At 40.6% G+C, this 17,563-nt stretch carries 18 protein-coding genes and 2 pseudogenes; 19 read left to right on the plus strand and 1 reads right to left on the minus strand.

The window, feature by feature from the left end:
* Positions 1 to 190: 190 nt before the first annotated feature.
* Positions 191 to 1,261 (plus strand): annotated as a pseudogene (locus ANCC_RS17555) (IS256 family transposase); the annotation flags it as partial.
* A gap of 167 nt (positions 1,262 to 1,428) precedes the next feature.
* Here ANCC_RS17555 and ANCC_RS01020 read toward each other — a convergent pair.
* Positions 1,429 to 1,905 carry a hypothetical protein gene (locus tag ANCC_RS01020; protein ID WP_039946802.1) on the minus strand — a complete coding sequence of 159 codons (477 nt, stop codon included), beginning with the start codon at positions 1,903 to 1,905 and terminating at the stop codon, positions 1,429 to 1,431.
* A 780-nt stretch (positions 1,906 to 2,685) separates the two neighbouring features.
* On the opposite strand from ANCC_RS01020, the gene ANCC_RS01025 reads away from it, so the two are divergent.
* The 18 genes and pseudogenes from ANCC_RS01025 (at position 2,686) to ANCC_RS01110 (ending at position 17,554) form a co-directional block, all read left to right on the plus strand.
* Positions 2,686 to 3,015: a hypothetical protein gene (locus ANCC_RS01025; protein WP_006567862.1), complete on the plus strand. Its 330-nt coding sequence runs from the start codon at positions 2,686 to 2,688 to the stop codon at positions 3,013 to 3,015.
* A 120-nt stretch (positions 3,016 to 3,135) separates the two neighbouring features.
* Entirely contained in the window at positions 3,136 to 5,769 is a 2,634-nt protein-coding gene (locus ANCC_RS01030) for a sigma 54-interacting transcriptional regulator (protein WP_233458278.1), read from the plus strand.
* A 187-nt stretch (positions 5,770 to 5,956) separates the two neighbouring features.
* Entirely contained in the window at positions 5,957 to 6,379 is a 423-nt protein-coding gene (locus tag ANCC_RS01035) for a PTS sugar transporter subunit IIA (protein WP_006567858.1), read from the plus strand.
* Positions 6,366 to 6,842, plus strand: coding sequence for a PTS sugar transporter subunit IIB (locus tag ANCC_RS01040; RefSeq protein WP_006567857.1), 477 nt, complete (start codon positions 6,366 to 6,368; stop codon positions 6,840 to 6,842). Before ANCC_RS01035 ends, ANCC_RS01040 begins: the two co-directional genes overlap by 14 nt.
* Positions 6,843 to 6,853: 11 nt before the next feature.
* Positions 6,854 to 7,618: a PTS mannose/fructose/sorbose/N-acetylgalactosamine transporter subunit IIC gene (locus ANCC_RS01045; protein WP_006567856.1), complete on the plus strand. Its 765-nt coding sequence runs from the start codon at positions 6,854 to 6,856 to the stop codon at positions 7,616 to 7,618.
* Positions 7,611 to 8,435, plus strand: coding sequence for a PTS system mannose/fructose/sorbose family transporter subunit IID (locus ANCC_RS01050; RefSeq protein WP_006567855.1), 825 nt, complete (start codon positions 7,611 to 7,613; stop codon positions 8,433 to 8,435). Before ANCC_RS01045 ends, ANCC_RS01050 begins: the two co-directional genes overlap by 8 nt.
* A 52-nt stretch (positions 8,436 to 8,487) precedes the next feature.
* The gene (locus tag ANCC_RS01055) at positions 8,488 to 9,510 is read left to right on the plus strand and encodes a Gfo/Idh/MocA family protein (protein ID WP_039946799.1); all 1,023 of its coding nucleotides are present in this window, start codon (positions 8,488 to 8,490) and stop codon (positions 9,508 to 9,510) included.
* Between the two features lie 18 nt (positions 9,511 to 9,528).
* Positions 9,529 to 10,266 (plus strand): glucosamine-6-phosphate deaminase, encoded by a 738-nt coding sequence (gene nagB / locus ANCC_RS01060; RefSeq protein ID WP_006567853.1) that lies wholly within the window; start codon positions 9,529 to 9,531, stop codon positions 10,264 to 10,266.
* 65 nt (positions 10,267 to 10,331) lie between these two features.
* Positions 10,332 to 11,006, plus strand: coding sequence for a response regulator transcription factor (locus ANCC_RS01065; RefSeq protein WP_006567852.1), 675 nt, complete (start codon positions 10,332 to 10,334; stop codon positions 11,004 to 11,006).
* Entirely contained in the window at positions 10,994 to 12,172 is a 1,179-nt protein-coding gene (locus tag ANCC_RS01070; RefSeq protein ID WP_006567851.1) for a HAMP domain-containing sensor histidine kinase, read from the plus strand. Before ANCC_RS01065 ends, ANCC_RS01070 begins: the two co-directional genes overlap by 13 nt.
* 132 nt (positions 12,173 to 12,304) lie before the next feature.
* Entirely contained in the window at positions 12,305 to 13,378 is a 1,074-nt protein-coding gene (locus tag ANCC_RS01075) for an ABC transporter permease subunit (RefSeq protein WP_006567850.1), read from the plus strand.
* Positions 13,378 to 14,028 carry an ABC transporter permease gene (locus tag ANCC_RS01080; RefSeq protein ID WP_156340645.1) on the plus strand — a complete coding sequence of 217 codons (651 nt, stop codon included), beginning with the start codon at positions 13,378 to 13,380 and terminating at the stop codon, positions 14,026 to 14,028. The genes ANCC_RS01075 and ANCC_RS01080 overlap by 1 nt, the downstream gene beginning before the upstream one ends.
* Before the next feature lie 4 nt (positions 14,029 to 14,032).
* Entirely contained in the window at positions 14,033 to 14,179 is a 147-nt protein-coding gene (locus tag ANCC_RS01085) for a hypothetical protein (RefSeq protein WP_006567848.1), read from the plus strand.
* A gap of 462 nt (positions 14,180 to 14,641) precedes the next feature.
* A complete protein-coding gene (locus ANCC_RS01090) occupies positions 14,642 to 15,727 on the plus strand; it encodes a DUF6017 domain-containing protein (protein ID WP_006567846.1) in 1,086 nt (361 codons plus the stop codon).
* 37 nt (positions 15,728 to 15,764) lie between these two features.
* Positions 15,765 to 15,935, plus strand: a pseudogene (locus ANCC_RS17960) (helix-turn-helix transcriptional regulator); the annotation flags it as partial.
* A gap of 26 nt (positions 15,936 to 15,961) precedes the next feature.
* Positions 15,962 to 16,387, plus strand: coding sequence for a DUF6075 family protein (locus ANCC_RS01100; protein WP_180215615.1), 426 nt, complete (start codon positions 15,962 to 15,964; stop codon positions 16,385 to 16,387).
* Between the two features lie 14 nt (positions 16,388 to 16,401).
* The gene (locus ANCC_RS01105; protein WP_006567843.1) at positions 16,402 to 16,605 is read left to right on the plus strand and encodes a hypothetical protein; all 204 of its coding nucleotides are present in this window, start codon (positions 16,402 to 16,404) and stop codon (positions 16,603 to 16,605) included.
* Between the two features lie 22 nt (positions 16,606 to 16,627).
* Positions 16,628 to 17,554 (plus strand): ParM/StbA family protein, encoded by a 927-nt coding sequence (locus ANCC_RS01110; protein WP_006567842.1) that lies wholly within the window; start codon positions 16,628 to 16,630, stop codon positions 17,552 to 17,554.
* Positions 17,555 to 17,563 lie beyond the last annotated feature (9 nt).

Here is a 17,563-nt window from a genome sequence, read left to right on the forward strand (position 1 = left end):
AAGTATATGACGTATTTTCCTGCAAAAGAACGGAAACGGGAATTAAGGATTGGATGAATAGATAAAGTTGGATACCTAGGATGAATAATAGTTATAGAAAGTACTGAAGTAATTGTGGCGCAGATTATGACATAATTAGAATCTAGATACATTAAAATGTGAAAACACTATTAACGAAGTGTACCAAAACGAGAGCAATGAACGCAGTGAAAAGGATGGATAAAACTGCTGGAACGGTTATTCGAAAGAAACTATGAAGACCTCTTATGGAGATATCCCGATCGAAGCCTCAAGAGACCGTGATGCCAGTTTCGACCCTAAGGTCATACCCAAGCGGACTACGAACCTGCGAACGTCTTCGGTATTGAAGACAAAGTCCTTTCCATGTAATCAAAAGGAATGAGCCAGCGCGACATTTCCACAATGAATCCAGGACGTCTAGAGATTCGAGATCTCCCATGAGACGATTTCTTATATTACGGACTGTGTACTGGAACAACAGCAGGAATGGCAGAACCATCCTTTGAAAGAATGTTAACCGTTTGTCTTTGCAGACTGTATGTTATACCTTTCGAAAAGAATATGAGATAAAGAAATATGCGGTCTATACAATACTTGGATATGACATCGACGGAAAGAAAGGTATTCTCGGATTATGGCTGAATGAGACTGAGAGCAAGCACAGCTGGATGCAGATCTTTGATGAGATCAAAGCACGGGGAGTTTTTATGCACGGATGGAGTCAGTGGCCTGGAGAGCGGGGCAAAAGCGATCTTCAAAAACGAGGTGGTACAGAGGTGTATGGTCCATCTGATCCGGAATTCGGGGAAGTACGTACCAAGCAAAAACTATAAGTGATTTACGGGTCAGTTAAAGAAAGGTCTATGGTGCGCCCAGTGTGAAAGAGGCAAGGGCAGAATTAGAGAAACTAAAACCAGACATGGAGTGCCTATCCGGGAGCGTTAGATGCATGGGAGAGAAATTTTGCCCATGTAGAACAACTATACAACTATGGGAGTACGGTAAGAAAGATCATGTGTACAACAAATACGGTAGAAAGTATCCATTCGAGTTTTCAAAAGGTGACGAAGCAGGGAGCGTTCCCGAATGAAGATGTGCTGCGGAAAGTGCTGTACCTGCGGATCAAGGAATTATATAGAAAATGGGAAGAGGGCATGTAAGGAACTGGGCGATGGTGAGGAATCAAATGGATATGGATCCCAAGATCCAGCTGCGGGTGAGAAAATATGAAGGGATATAAAACACGAGATCCACAATAGGCAAAAGAGAAGGCTTTGTTTTGACACCCAAAAAGAAAGAGGGATAAAAGGGAAGAGGAGACCCACTCAGATACAACAAAAATACTGGTGAAATCGGCTACCGGTATTCTAAAAATCAAAAGTTATACATTTTACTTGACAATCCCCTTTACTTAATATTACTTGTAGATATACACCAATAGAATTCATCTTTTTGAAATTTAACATTTTTAAGTCCAAGTTCCTTACGACATAAAGTCCTGAAATTTTTAAAACGTTCTATATATTCTTTAGATTTAACAGTTTCCCCTTTTAAAATAATACTATCAAAAGTTTCAACTAATTCTGCATTATCACAATATACAACTAATTTATCCATACATGACCTGGCTTGTATAGTTAATTCGTTTACAGTCATTTCTTTGAATGGTGTTTTTTCAATTTGTGATGAGGCAATATAATTTTCTAAGAATTCTATTGCTTCTAAAATTGCTTCAGTTTTATACTTGTATACTGCAAGTTCTTTTTCAAGTTTTAAATCATAATTCTTTGATCTTTTATTAAATAAAAGATTATTTCCTATTAGAGCTAAAACCGCTCCAGCGATTCCTGATAATGCAATATTCATTATAGAACTTAAATTCATAAGAAATCACATCCTTTTGAAAAATTTATTCTAGAAAGTAAATTGGTAATTAATTTTGAAAATTCAGGGCATTCTTATATTTGATTCATAAATTAACTTTTAGAAATTTCTACTGATTGAAAAGATTTATATGTATAATAATATTAAAAATAATAGAAATTCCATGATAATTGGTGGTTAAATGAGGTGTACCTAAAGCTAGTTTTTATTAGATTCATATTGCGATTTTCTAACATCTACTTGCTATTTTGAATATCTTTATATGATTTCTAATTTTTTCAATCTTCGTCAAAATGACATGATTTTGTCAGAGTGTTTTGATAAATTATATCATATAATTAATGAAAGTAAAGAATTTTTTGACCTAAATTGATTAAACTTTGAGTTAAGTAATTAGTACTATAATGATATGCTAATCGTGATATTTTAGGAGGGAAGAGACCTAACTACAGACTTTTTCGTAAAAACGGAAGAGATAGCGGAAGTAACAGAAAAATTTGATTCCTATAGTTATAAGATTGGTCGTGAATTGAACAAAAAAGTTACTTGATAGTAGAAAAAGCAAATGATGAATTTTTTAAATTTGGGTTAATGCATATATATTTTTTTAAATTTAGCCGATAGAAAGAATTTATTAAAAGAAATAAAAAAATATGGAGATATACAAGTGAATAAAAAATTTTTGTTTTTTACTAAATATATATAATAATTCTTGAGGAACGGTTCCTAAGAAATAATATAAAAAAGGTTTGAGCTATAAAGGAACTACTCGGTCATGAAGTGTTATGCACAAGCTATATAAAAAGTATAAAATCTTTAATCGAAGAGTTGGTAAAAAAGAATGTATTAGAATATGGAACATCGTTGTTGTCAAAGCCTGAACAAGATTATTTTAATTATATTTTGAATAGAGCAGAATTTAGTAATGGTTTGGATCTGCGTAATCGTTATGTACATGGAACACAACCAATAGATGAAAAAAGTCATGAACAGGACTATTTTACTCTTCTAAGATTGTTAGTTTTGCTGGTAATAAAGATAAATGAGGAATTTTGTTTAGCTGATGAGAGAGGATTATTAAAATCTACACAAGACAGAGCAACTATATAATATATTTAGTTAATGACAAACATAATGAAAACATATTCCCAAGTGACAAAACCCCACCACCATGCTATATTTCTTTTATAAGGAAGTCCAACCACAAGTCCAATGGCATGGGAGAGATCAATGGGAAAACCAGGGAACAAAAACAACATCATAAAACTTCTTCAGGAGAGCAGAAACAAACAAACCGCAGAAGAAATTGCCGATTGTCTGGGTATTCAGAGAAACACTGCAAGCGCTATCCTAAATGAGCTTGCCAGAGACGGAATCGTCCGGAAGGAGAAAACACGTCCGGTGATGTTTTCTTATATTGAAAACGATTCGACATTTTCCGACGATCCGTTTGCATCCTTTATTGGTGCGGACAAAAGTCTTAAAGAGACGGTGGAAAAGTGCAAGTTGTCTGCGATCTATCTCAAACGGGATATGCCTATTTTACTGTTTGGTCCAAGCGGTGCGGGGAAAAGTCTGCTGGCTGAGTATATTTATAAATATGCAAAGTATATCCACACGATACCGGAGGATGCCCCGTTTGTCGTCTTAAATTGTGCGGACTATGCAAACAACAAGGAACTGCTGTCTTCTGTCTTGTTTGGATATAAAAAAGGTGCTTTCACCGGGGCGCACAGAGACACGAGGGGGTTGATTGAGGAAGCGGATAATGGGTATTTATTTTTAGATGAGGTGCACCGTCTTTCGCCTGAAGGTCAGGAAAAATTATTTCATTATATGGACAAAGGGGTTGTGTCACGGGTTGGTGATAATGGACATAATATTGAACTCAATGTCAGGCTGATTTTTGCCACAACAGAGGGAAAGGAATCCATGCTGGATACTTTCTTAAGGAGGATTCCGGTGGAGGTAACGCTCCCTCCGTTTCATGAGCGGACTCTGGAGGAAAGATATCAGCTGATCATTTATATGATTCATCAGGAGACATTTGTCATGGAATGCAGCTTTTTGGTGAGCAGCAATGTGATCAACCGGTTGCTGACCTTTCAGGGGAAAGGGAACATCGGGAGCCTTCGCAATATTCTTAAGCTGTCGTGTACAAAGGCTTATAATGAGGCGGAAGGCAAAAAGGGGCCGGTACCGTTAAAGCTGAGACATTTATCAGATACACAGAAATTTATGACAGGCACTGGTTCCGTTCCTTATGTAAATCAGGACGTTGAGATTTCATCGGAAAAAGAGTCGGTTCAGTATATCTTTACAACAGAGCAGATTCATGTGTATTTCCCGGCAGAGACCATTGTCACGGCAGTATATGAATACCTGGAAAAGAAAATATCAAAGGTCCGGTTTCGCAAAATTATCTATGATGAGATCAATCATATGATAGACGATGTCATTTATCAGGAAATGGACCCCTTTATACAAAATCTTTATAACCAGGCGGTCAACAATATTTTGGTGTATCTCCAGGACAATTATGGCTTAAAGTACAATGGGGTTATGGAGATGGTGTTTGTAAAAATCTTATATGCCCTGAATAATCAGAGCGATAAACCCGACGACAGCCAGTATGAGATCATCGTCAGGAAACTGCAGCCGGTTATGTACCGCTACTATAAAATGGGATTGATTTTTACGGAGATGATTCACCAGACTATGGACTATGAGTCAAGTCCCTGGTTTGTGAGATTATTTGCTATGCTGTATTTTTACAGTATGGCAAAGGAGGACGGGGACTATACCAATGCGATTATTGTATCCCACGGACCTGCAACGGCGTCCAGTATTGCGAGTACGGTAAACAGGGTATTTGAAACTTATATCTTTGAGGCGTTTGATATGGCATACGATACGCCGAAAAGCGAGATTGTGTCGAGGATAAAAAAATATTTAAAAAATACCAATACATCAAAAGGTCTCCTGATCTTTGTAGATATGGGGTCTCTGCTGAGTATATCCAGAGACTTAAAAGACGATATTGAAGGGGATCTTGGAATTGTCAACAATATTACGACGGAAATGGCATTAGAGGCGGGAGAGAGGATCCTGCGCCATGAAGATCTTCAGAGTATCATGGACAATATTCTGTCTCACCATGTGACAAAAAAGTCGTATGTGCCCAGCAGACAGAAACCGAAGGCCATTGTTTTATGCTGCATCACGGGGCTGGGGACTGCCGTGAAAATGAAGACTCTCCTCAAAGAGTGTCTGGAAGGAATCGAACTGGAGGTAGTGGAGACACCGTTTCCGGATTTGCAGAGGGACGGGAGCCAGTGTGATGTTTTCCGGAAATATAATGTGCAGTTTGTAGTTACCACGAGTAAATTGGAGGCAGAGGATTATACGGCGATTCATCTGAATGAACTGATAGACAAACGGGGAGAAGAGGTCATTTATGCAACCGTAGGCAAATATTTTGATAAGGAGAAGGTTCAAAAGTTTATTGAAAATATTGTCCGCAGCTTTACTATGAGAAATTTGATCGGACAGCTGACGATCCTCAACCCGGATAAGATATTAGACGATGTGGAAAAAGCATTGACAAGGCTGGAGATTTTGGAGGGAGAAAATTATCCGATTGACCTGAAAAAGATGCTTTATATTCATATCTGTGTAATGGTGGAACGACTGATTTTGGAAAAAGGACAATTATCAGAAAGCAATCCGACACAAAGCTTGAAGTGTCGGGAAAGCTTTGTGAAAAACTTAAAAGAGAGTTTTTCTGTCTTAGAAGCCCAGTATAATGTGTCGATTAACGATATGGAAATTCATATGATTTATAGTCTGATAAAAAATGTTTAAATAATAAAAGGCGAAAAAAGCTTGTATTTATGCTGTTTTAAAAAAATACAGGCTTTTTTTATTGCAGAAAAATAAAAGTTGGCACAGGCTTTGCTATATATATTTGCAGAGGCGAAATGATACAGAATATGAAAATTACATGCCAAGTGTCAGGAAATCTTAATATAGACCTGGAAAGGAGGAAAAAATGGTCGGATTAATTATTGCAACTCATGGAAATACGTGTGAAGAACTGGTAAAGAGCGCCGAGATGTTTTCGGGGCCATTGAAAAATTGCGAGACATGGACTTTAAACCCGGGAGACAGTATCGAACTGGGAGAAAAGAAACTGGAGCAATACGTGGAAAGGCTGGATGAAGGCGCCGGTGTCGTGATTATGACAGACTTATTCGGAGGAACACCGTCAAATGTAGCGCTAAAAATTTCTATGAGAAAAAACGTAGGTGTTTTGACAGGTGTGAATCTTCCGATGCTGATTCAGTTTGTATCAAGCAGAGAGGACAGCTCTCTGGACAATTTGATCTCGGAGTGTACAGAAGCAGGCAAAGATGGAATCATGTGTCCTAACAAATCAATGGAAGAGCGGAGGTATACAGATGGCGGATATTAAAATGGTGAGGATTGACTACCGTCTGATTCACGGACAGGTTGTCGCAAAATGGTTAAAGGTAAGTCCGGTGAGAAGGATCGTGCTCGTGGATGATGTGCTGGGCAGCGATGAATTTATGAGTGATATTTACAAAATGGCAGTGCCCAAGGGTACCGCCGTGGATATTGTAACCGTGAATAAAGCAAAAAGTGTTTTGGATAAAACCAACGATACGGTTTTTCTTATTTTTAAAGATATCGACAGCTGCTGTCGGACAATCCGGAAAGGGGTTGAAATTTCTTCTCTCAACGTAGGGGCAGTTCCCAACGAAGACGGAAAGAAGTTAATTACAAGCGGCGTGGCGATTTCGGCAGAGGAACTGGAAAAATTAGAAGAACTGAATGCAGAGGGTGTTGAAGTTACGGTTCAGCCGATTCCTGAAATTTCTGCAATCAGTTTTGATACAGTCAAAAAGAAAATGTAGGAGGTTAAACTATGAGTACTGTTATAATTGCGGTCACGATGGGGATCATGTACTGGTGGTGCAGAGGAATGATCTTTTCGTACTTCGGATTTTTATTTATTTCGAGTCCGGTCACCGTCGGACTTGTGGCAGGGTTATTGATGGGCCAGCCAATGCAGGGATTGATCATCGGCGGAGGAATCGCCCTTGTATTTGCGGGAATTATCGCGCCGGGCGGAAATCTTCCGACGGATGAGTGTCTGGCGGCAACCTGTGTGATTCCCATCGCAATCGGTTCGGGAATGAGTGCAACGACGGCTATCGCACTGGCTGTGCCGGTCGGACTGCTTGGCTCTTTCGTGACCAATTTAAGGAAAGTGGTAAATACATACTTTGTAAAGAAGGCAAATGATTATGCGGAGGAAGGGAATGCAGGAGGCATTTGGAGATGTGCGACACTTTTCCCTGCTCTCCTGGCAATTCCGCTTCTGTTTCTTCCAGTATTTATTATCAACATGGTGGGACAGGACGTTGTTGTAAATCTGATGAATGCTCTTCCGACTTTTGTGACTCACGGTTTGGAAGTGGCAGGCGGTATCCTGCCGGCTTTGGGATTTGCCCTTATCATGAATATGATTGGAAAAGAAAAACTGATCCCGTATGTGTTCCTTGGTTACATTGTGATCTCGGTTGGAGGAATTAACTCACTGACAGCCGGAATCATTGGAATCTGCATTGCATTTATTTATGTGTTCCAAAAGAGAGAGATTATGGAGGAGGTAAGCAGCGATGAGTAAGGAAGTAACGACGGCGGATACAGCTCCGGCACTGACAAAAAAAGATTTAAATAAAGCGATGTTCCGCTGGTATATGTCGGCGGAGATGCCGCTGAATTTTGAAAACATGCAGGGAATTGCATTCTGCGGGAGCATCGCGCCGATTTTAAAAAAGCTGTATACGAAAAAAGAAGACCTGGCGGAGGCGCTGAAACGCCATTTGCTGCTGTATAACTGCAACGTCACGGCTGGCGGGCTGATCCTCGGGACGACCATTGCGATGGAAGAACAGAGGGCTAAAAAACCGGAAGCAATGCCGGCAGAAGCAATCACAGGGTTAAAGACCGGGCTTATGGGACCGGTGGCGGCCCTGGGAGACAGTTTTGACTGGGGTATCATCGGCACGCTGTTTAAAATAGCAGCGGCTACATTGGCGGCAGCGGGGAATCCCTTTGCGCTTTCAGTGTTACTCGCGTTTGTGATGTATTGTATCGTTGAGTTAGTATTTTTTACAAATCTGACTTATAAAAAAGGGAGAAGTTCCATCAAAACTATTATGGGCTCCGGTCTCATGCAGGACGTGATTTCCGGCGCCAATGTACTTGCGATGTTTATGATGGGAGCGATGACCGCATCCATGGTCACACTGACAACTCCGTTAAAAATCAGCAGTGTTGTCATTCAGGAAAAACTGGACGGAATTTTCCCGGGCATCTTTCCTCTGGCAGCCCTGTTTCTGATCTACTATTTAGTCAGACATAAAAAGATCGGAACGGGAAAGATTGTCATCGGCATCATCGCAGTTTCTATATTGTGTGCGTTAATAGGTATTTTTTAGATAAAGTGTTATGAATAAGTAAGCTGAGAAAAATTTAAAGGAGATTATGAAGATGAAAGTTATGAATGTAGCGGTTGTGGGAGCCGGAATATACGGAATTAATCATGTGAACGCCTATACATGGAATCCGAACACAAATCTTGTGGCAGTGTGTGATCTGAATAAAGAAATCACGGATAAAATAGCCAAACAGTATGAGGTCAAGACCTACAATGATGTCAACGAAATGCTGGATAAGGAAGACATTGACGCGGTGTCTATTGCAACTCCCGACGCATTTCACATGGAGCCGGCGCTGGCGGCGATCCGCCATGGGAAACCAATCCTGGTAGAAAAGCCTTTGGCTACGACTTCAGAAGACGCGAAGAAAATTCTTGCGGAGGCCGAGAAGTATAAGGTGCGTGTCGCGGTGGATTATCATAAGAGATGGGACCCGGCCGCGATCAATGTGAGAAATGAACTGCAGAAAGCGGAAACAGGAGCGCCTGTCCGCGGATATATGAACATGGACGACATCATCGACGTCCCGACGGAATGGTTTGGATGGGCAGACAAATCGAGCCCGGTTCATTTCCTCGGCACTCATTGCTATGATCAGATTCGCTGGTACATGGGATGTGAAGTGGAAGAAGTATCTGCGGTGGGGACAAAAAAGGTCTTAAAATCAAAAGGAATTGACACCTATGATTCGATCCAGGCCACATTAAAGATGGAAAACGGATGCTACTGGACAGTAGAAAATTCCTGGATTCTTCCGAAAGGGTTTGCAAAAAATAATGACGGCAGGACACAGATCCTCTGTGAAAACGCCATGTTCCGGATTGATTCACAAAACCGCGGTGTGGAAATGTTTAACCATGAGAAACAGCGTACTCCGAATTCATATTTTATTTTAAATAACTGCGGCAGGCCGAGCGGATTCGGGATTGAGCCGATCAACGACTTCATCTATTGCCTGCAAAAAGAAATTCCTTTCATCGCAGACGGGAATGACGGGCTGCAGGCAGAATTGGTAGCAGAGGCTGTTCATGAAAGTCTGGAGACAGGGCAGAAGGTTCGGATTAAAAGAGATTAAATCATAGGAGTTTATGTTATGACAATTTATGAAGGAAAAGACTATAAAGAAATTTGTGAAAAAGCGGCAGAGCTCATTGCTTCCGAAATAAGAATGAACCCCAGGGCAGTCCTCGGACTGTCAACGGGGTCTACGCCGATCGGAGTTTATGACCGGCTGGTGGAATGGTATGAGAAGGGACAGCTTGATTTTTCCAAAGTGACCACCATTAATCTGGATGAATATAAAGGACTTGGTGCAGAACATGAGCAGGGGTATCGTTTCTTTATGAACCAGTATTTATTTGACCGTGTAAATATCGACAAGTCCAGGACGTTTGTGCCGGATGGGACAGAAATGGATTCTGATAAAGCATGCTGTGAGTATGAAGAGATCATTGAAGAAAAAGGAAGGATCGATCTTCAGCTTCTCGGGCTGGGTGCCAATGGACATATCGGTTTTAATGAGCCGGGGGATGTCTTTATTCCGGATACCCACTGTGTGCGGTTAACGGAAAGCACAGTCGAAGCGAATTCCCGGTTTTTTCGCTCAAAAGAAGAAGTACCGAAGGAAGCATATTCTATGGGGATCAAAGGGATCATGCAGGCCAGACATATTATTTTACTTGCGTCGGGAAAACAGAAAGCCCAGGCTCTGTATGAGGCTGTTTACGGTGATATCACACCGGGAGTCCCGGCATCTATCCTTAAATTACATCCCCATACTGCCGTATTCGCGGATGAGGAGGCTCTCTCTGTGATCAAAGAAAAATCTTGAAAATAAAATAGTTTGTTGTTCCTTTGTTGACATTCTTCATGTAAGATAAACCAGAGGTGATAACAATGAACTACAAGATTTTACTCGTCGATGATGACAAAGATTTATTACAGATGCTCAGCAGCTATTTTGAACTGAAGGGCTATTTCATAGAAACAGCGGTCAACGGACTGGAAGCAATGGAGCGGATAAAGGATGCCCCGGACATTATCCTGCTGGATGTCAACATGCCGGGGCTTGACGGTCTGGAAGTCTGCAGGCAGATTCGGGATAAGATTTCCTGTCCGATTATGTTCCTGACAGCCAAAGTGGAAGAGCAGGACCGGATCAACGGCCTCATGGTCGGCGGGGATGACTACGTTTTAAAGCCTTTCAGCCTTAAGGAGCTGGAAGCCAGAATCACTGCACATCTTAAAAGAGAAGAAAGGCATAAAAATAAGTCAGAGTACCGTTTTTGTGACGGACTGATGATAGATTATACTGAAAGAACCGTGAAACTAAATGGCTGTGCAGTGGAGTTTACAAAAACAGAATATGCGATCATAGAATTTTTATCCATGCACCCGGGGCAGGTTTTTGACAAAGAACGGATTTATGAAAAGGTCTGCGGATATGACGGTGAAGGGGACAGCCGGGGGATGACAGAGCTTGTCAGAAGGATACGAAGGAAATTAAGTGTTCATACAATGGCCGAGTATATCGAAACAGTCTGGGGAATGGGGTACCGATGGAAAAAATAAGGAATTTATCGATCAGAAAAACCATTGTGCTGTATATGGGATTAAATCTGATTCTCAGTTATGGCCTGTCGTTTGTCATCATTCATACAGCAAATGACGCTCAGCAGAAGATCTGGTTTCGATATATAGACAAGGACCGTTATTATGAGGCGATGGAGAATAAAGGAGACGATTATGAAATCAACATTACAAGATCAAAGCTGAATTCTATGACCAAAACGGACAGGGTTATTTCAGAACTCTGTGATTTCCTTGATACATATAGTATATTGGTAATTTCCTGCCTGGGAACAATCATAGCAGTCCTGCTTTTTTATAAACATAAGATTCAAATTCCCCTCGGGGAATTAAAAGAGGCATCTGCACGTATTTCCGAAGGCACCCTGGATTTTTCTGTTGCATATTCAAATGAAGATGAAATGGGACAATTGTGCAGGCAGTTTGAAAAGATGCGGTGTCAGCTTGAAGAGAACAATAAAAAAATGTGGAAAATGGTAGAAGAAGAAAAGGCGCTGCGTTCTGCCATTTCCCATGATATCCGATCGCCCCTTGCGGTTATGGAAGGCTATCAGGAAATGCTGCTGGAGTTTCTTCCCCAGGAGTCTGTCAGCAGGGATAAGATCATGAAAATGCTGGAAGCCGGTATGCAGCAGATCAAAAGGATGAAGGCATTTATTAATACAATGCAGAAGCTGTCGAAGCTGGAAGAACGGAATATATGCTGGAACCAAATAGACGTAGCTGATTTTATAGAAATAGTCAAAAACAATACAGTGATTCTGGGGAAAAAGGCACAAAAAGAGTGCCATACGGTCGTGAAGTCTGATCAGCAGTCGGTGTATTTTGATTCCGAAATGGTCTTGGAGGTGCTGAATAATTTAATCGGCAATGCGCTTCGCTATGCCAGGGAGCAGGTTTATGTGGAAGTAGATATTTCCGGAGATGAAATGAGGGTTTGCGTACAGGATGATGGGAAAGGATTTCAAGAAGATGCAGAGCTTTTGACAAAGGCATATTATCACGGGAACCCTCAAAGTGATCTGACGCATTTCGGACTGGGACTTTATATCAGCAGAGTCTACTGTGAAAAACATGGGGGAAAGCTGCTGCTGGTCAATCAGGATCAGGGCGGAGAAGCCTGCGCATATTTTAAATTAAAAACATAGAAACCATAAAAAAATCGGATGAGAATCCGGTTTTTTATTTTTCAGAAAGACCTTGTCAACTTTGTTCTTATTGTCTTTTTGTAGTGATTCGTAACGTACAGTGTATCTATAAGAGGAAGGAGGGTGCACTGTATGATGATAATTTTAAAAAGAGAGGTAAAAAACTATCTGAAGAATCCAATTCTCTGGGCAGGGCTGCTCATCGTCATTTTTCTGTTATTTCAAAATCTGGGGAGCTATCTGAAACTGCATTATGTGCAGTCTGAGAGTCAATTGAAAGAAGTCCGTGCTGAGAATAGGGCGGATGCTGATATTTTAGAAGGATATATCCCGTCTACAAAGAAAAAGCAGTGGGAACTGGCCGGCAAAAAGATTAAGGACGCTCTTGTCAAATCGTTTGGCTATTCAGAAAAGCAGGCACAGGAAGTGATCCATAAGCTGGAACAGAAAAATATGACAGATGCAGAAATGTCAGCTTATTTAGTAAAAAACTATGATTTTTATAGTGCAGACAATATATTTCAAGATGCCCGCACATATAAGGGAACGAAGGAAGAGATAAATTCCTACATGAGTTCAAAATTCAAACAAAAACCTTTTACTTATTATTTTTCAAAGAAGTTTGCTGACTTTGCAGGCTTATGTATGGGATTCTTTGCATCTATCTTACTGGCATTTCTTTTTATCAGAGATACGAAAAGGGACACATATGAAATGCTGCATACAAAACCTATATCAGCAGGCAGATATATCATAGGTAAAGTCTCAGGAGGTTTTCTGACACTGATGATTATACTTGCAATTTTAAATATCATATTTGGTGCTTTATGTGCAGTGTGCGGCTGGAGAGCCGGATTTCCAGTACGAATATGGGATCTGTTGTGGGCGTCGCTCTTATATATTGTTCCGAATATGCTGATGATCGTCAGTGTATATACGCTGACCGCAGTTGTTTTCAAGAATCCTCTGCCGGCTGCACCGCTGCTGCTTCTGTATATGCTCTACTCCAATATGGGATCAATCGGGCCGGACGGACAGTATGGATACTATGGGAAGCCGTTGGCGGTCATGGTAAGGTTTCCGGGCAAATTCTTTGAAACTTCACCTTCGCCATGGGTATTACTAAATCAGGTATTCCTTGTACTGGCATCTGTTCTGCTTATTTTGTGCGCAGCTGCAGCATGGAAGAAATGGAGGTCCTATTGATGAAAGAGATGAAAATTTGTCTTCCGGTTTACAAAATAATATATTCTATTTGTTTTATTGTTTTTCTGAGTCTGGTGAGGGGAATCAGCAGCATTGCTGAGATAGGGATTACTATGGATGCATATATTGCGGTTTTGGCGATTGTGTTTTGCGCCGATACTTATTGGATGGAGCACAGCGGAAAACGGTGGGAAGTCTTCTGTCTGTACTCAGTAAAAAAAAAGAAGCAGACAATTTTGAAAAGACTGGTTGTCCAGTGGATCTTTTTATGGGGATTGGCATTGATCGGATATGGACTGTTCTTTTGGCAGGCCCCTCATAATTTAAATACCATACCGTCAATGCTGCTCTTTGCAGTGTATGTTCCGGAGGTGCTGGTTACTATTTCTTTTTGGAGTACTTTTGCTATGACGGTTACAAATCTTCTGAGAAATATATGGGGCGGAATCGGTTTATCGATTATTTTATGGTTATCTTTAAACTCTGTGACCGGGGAGAGCGTTCTGGGGAAATTTAATGTATTTTCATTTGTATTCCGGGACACTCAAAATATAAATAATATGGAATGGCTTTGGGGAAAAGGGATCGCATTGGGACTTACCGTCTTAATGGCCGCACTGATTTCTGCCATCATAAAGAAAAGAGGTTGATCATATGAGCATTAGAATAGAAAATCTTACGGTAAAATTTCATCAAAAAGTCACGGCAGTAGATCACGTAAATGTGGAGATCGGTCAGGGAATCTACGGTCTGCTCGGAGAAAACGGAGCAGGTGACCGTGTTATAATAAGACCAAGTTAGCAAGGAACCCAATGAAATCAAGGGTTTGCGGCTACTTTGGTCTTAATTTATTATACCACAATCGAACTGCTTTTTCATTAAAAATCCAGTGTCGTTTTCCAAAGAGTGGGATATTTTAAGGCTAGGGGTCGCAACCGGGTGGTTTGGGACCTGCTTATACTTAGTCCTATTCCAAATATCCTTTTCTTTTGCTTCGTCCGAAGTAAAAACTCTCTTTCGGGAGAACAGCGCTGTTAAAAATAAATGAATATAGAGGACTAAGTGAAGCAACTTTGTTAGCTGACCTTAGTCCTCTTATGCATTTTAGGAGGAAAAGGGTATGCAGATACTATTTATTGTGATTATTTTTTTGATAGTGTTGCCAATGGTCGTAAGTATTTCGTTGGCTGTGACAGCAAAGAAATCAGACGAAAGATTACGCACCATCTGTACTTCTCTTGAAAAGAAGGGCAGGTGAGCGTGATGCGAGAGTATACGACAGGAAATCGAATCGTAGATGCAAGTGCCGAAATCAGTATTACCGGCAACATTACACCACAAGCATGGTATAAGACGATTGTTAAAGAGACGGGAAAACCGCATTTGGCTGCAATCGTTATATTATCAGATATTGTCTATTGGTATCGTCCTACTGAATTGAGGGACGAAAGCACTGGACAGATCATTGCAATTCGTAAAAAATTTAAAGCTGATTTACTCCAGAGAAGTTATCAACAGATTGCGGAACAGTTTGGATTGAGTAAAAAAGAAGCTACTAATGCAATCATCTTTTTGGAGAAATTAGGCGTAATAAAAAGAGTATTCAGGACAATAAACTTGAATGGACTTGTTGTAAATAATGTACTGTATATTGAGTTGATTGTTGAGAAATTGAAAGAATTAACGTATCCGCACTGTTATGATGCCCCTATCCCTTCTATGGGAGACAGGGGGGAAGACATTGTAGAGGAAATCGTTGAAGGACAGTGCTTTACTGTGAATAATAGTGAGATGGCAGTCATTGGTGAGGGAGCTGTCTCCCCAAAAAGAGAGAGGGTATCACCCAAAAAAGAGATACCTGCCACGCCGCAAAATAGCAGGTGCCACTTTTCAGAAGGTACAGCACTATCTGGTAACAGGCAGACAAATACAGATATTAACACAGATATTTCAACGACAGATTATACCAATCCAGTCCAGTCCTATCAAAAAACGTTACAGGCATTTAGAGAAAAGATTGGATACGATGCGTTATGTATTGATCGTCCCTTTGATATTGATCGTCTGGATGAAATTGTGGGAATTGCAGTTGACGTACTGACTTCAACGAAGGATACGATTCGTATTAACCAGGAAGAAAAACCAACAGCCATTGTTAAATCGGTGTTTTGGAAATTAGATATGTTTAGAATACAGTTTATTTTAAATAACCTGTCAGAGACGAAAACAAAAATCAGGAATATGCGTGCAGTGTTGCTAACCGCCTTATATAATGCGACATTCACATTAAGTAATTCCGTTATGAATCAAGTGGTGATGAATGGTGACATCTCCCCTCAATATGCATGAGCAAAGGGGGTGATGAGCAGTTACTAGGGTTAGACAATTACGCATAGAGAAGAATTTGACACAGTGGGAATTGGCGGACAAGCTGGATATCAGTCTCCGCACATATCAGAGAATTGAATACGGGCAACAAAAGCCGTCCTACAAAGTCATTTTAGTCTTGCAAAAGATATTTAACGAGAATATTGAATCTATCCTGCAGGAATTATAACTGCCAAATAAGAAGTGGAGGAAAATATGTTTGATATTAACAAGCTGGAGGTAATGGACATAGTATTTGCCGATGAAGCACATGAGCGTTTCTTTTATGAAAAGGTGCGGGAACTTCCAAATTCACGCAGGGACAGTGAAGAAATTGCTATGATATATACTCTTGGTATCTGTGACAAGACAAGGGCAGCTTTTTCAAATATTGTGGATCAAAGAACTTTTCAGGTGAATCCGTTGGTTTTATTCGCTGGGTGGCAGACATCTGCTTCTGTGAAGGTAACACGGCTGGCGATTAACCTCTATACTGGATTTTCGCAGGAAGTAAAACGGGACGATTCAATAGAAGGATATCATATAGGGGAAGACAGTTCAGATTATGCTGTTGAAGAAATCTTTGATTGCCCATATGCAAAATATTTTCTGGAAGCCGTTAAACTGCGTTATGACATATAGAGGAGGTAGAAACGATGAAAATGTATAAGATTGACCAAATCATGGAGTTATTACAGTTAGGAAAAGAATCAGAAGATTGCTATGTGGGTTTTGAGAATAATGACAAGGGAAATCTTGTTATTATATTAAAGCAACATGAACCAGATTGGGAAGATGATGAGGGTTTCGGAGAAGCGGTTGAAGAAGTCGAACTTTTGGAACATTCTGGAGAATATTAAACATAAGGAGGAGACAGTCATTATGGATAGAGAAATACTTGGAATCGACCATGGTAACAGACAGATGAAAACGGCGAATACCGCATTTTTGTCTACAGTAACACAGAATAAGGTGAAGCCCAGTAATCTAAATCAGATTTTGGAGTTTAAAGGTAAGTATTACTCAATCGGTGGCAGTAGGGAAGATGTGGATACAAAAGTTGATAAAACAGTGGACGATGATTACTACATTCTCACATTGGCATCACTTGCCGCTGAATTGAAAGCCAGAGGAAAGAATCAGGCGGCGGTCAGGCTGGCTACAGGATTACCACCGAGGTGGTATGAATCGCAAATGAAAGCATTCAGGAAATACTTGGGCAGGGAAAGGGAGTTATCTTTTCGTTATCAGGGAGAAGGGTTCAATGTCTTTCTGGAAGGCGTGAGCGTATATATGCAGGGGTTTGCAGCAATCACAGATATATTGGCAGAGACACAGGGAAAATCCTGCCTTCTGGTAGATATAGGAGGAGGAACCGTTGATGGAGTTCCAATAGAAAATATGCGACCCAGTGGAGCACAGCCTATTATAGATAATAATGGTACAATAAAGTGTATATCCAATGTAAATGAGGCATTAATGGCTGAGTTTGGGGAAAAAGCCAAACCATATATCATTGAAACGATAATGCGGACAGGTACATATGCGGGTGACGAAGCCTATCTTCGTGTAATCCGAAAGGCATTGAACCAATATACGGAATACATCTATAGCTTGATAAAAAAGCACGGATACAATCTGCATTTGGAAAAAATAATCTTTATGGGTGGAGGAGCCGCAATCATGCAGAATTTTGGTGATAACGAGGGTAAGGACGTAATCTGTATTCCGGATATACATGCAAATGCAAGAGGATATGAAGAAACTTTAAAGAGCATATGGAAGGCCAGGCAGAATATGGCCGGTTAAGGAGGCCAT

Origin of the sequence: Anaerostipes caccae L1-92 (assembly GCF_014467075.1) — a bacterium.
Taxonomy (GTDB): Bacteria; Bacillota; Clostridia; order Lachnospirales; family Lachnospiraceae; genus Anaerostipes; species Anaerostipes caccae.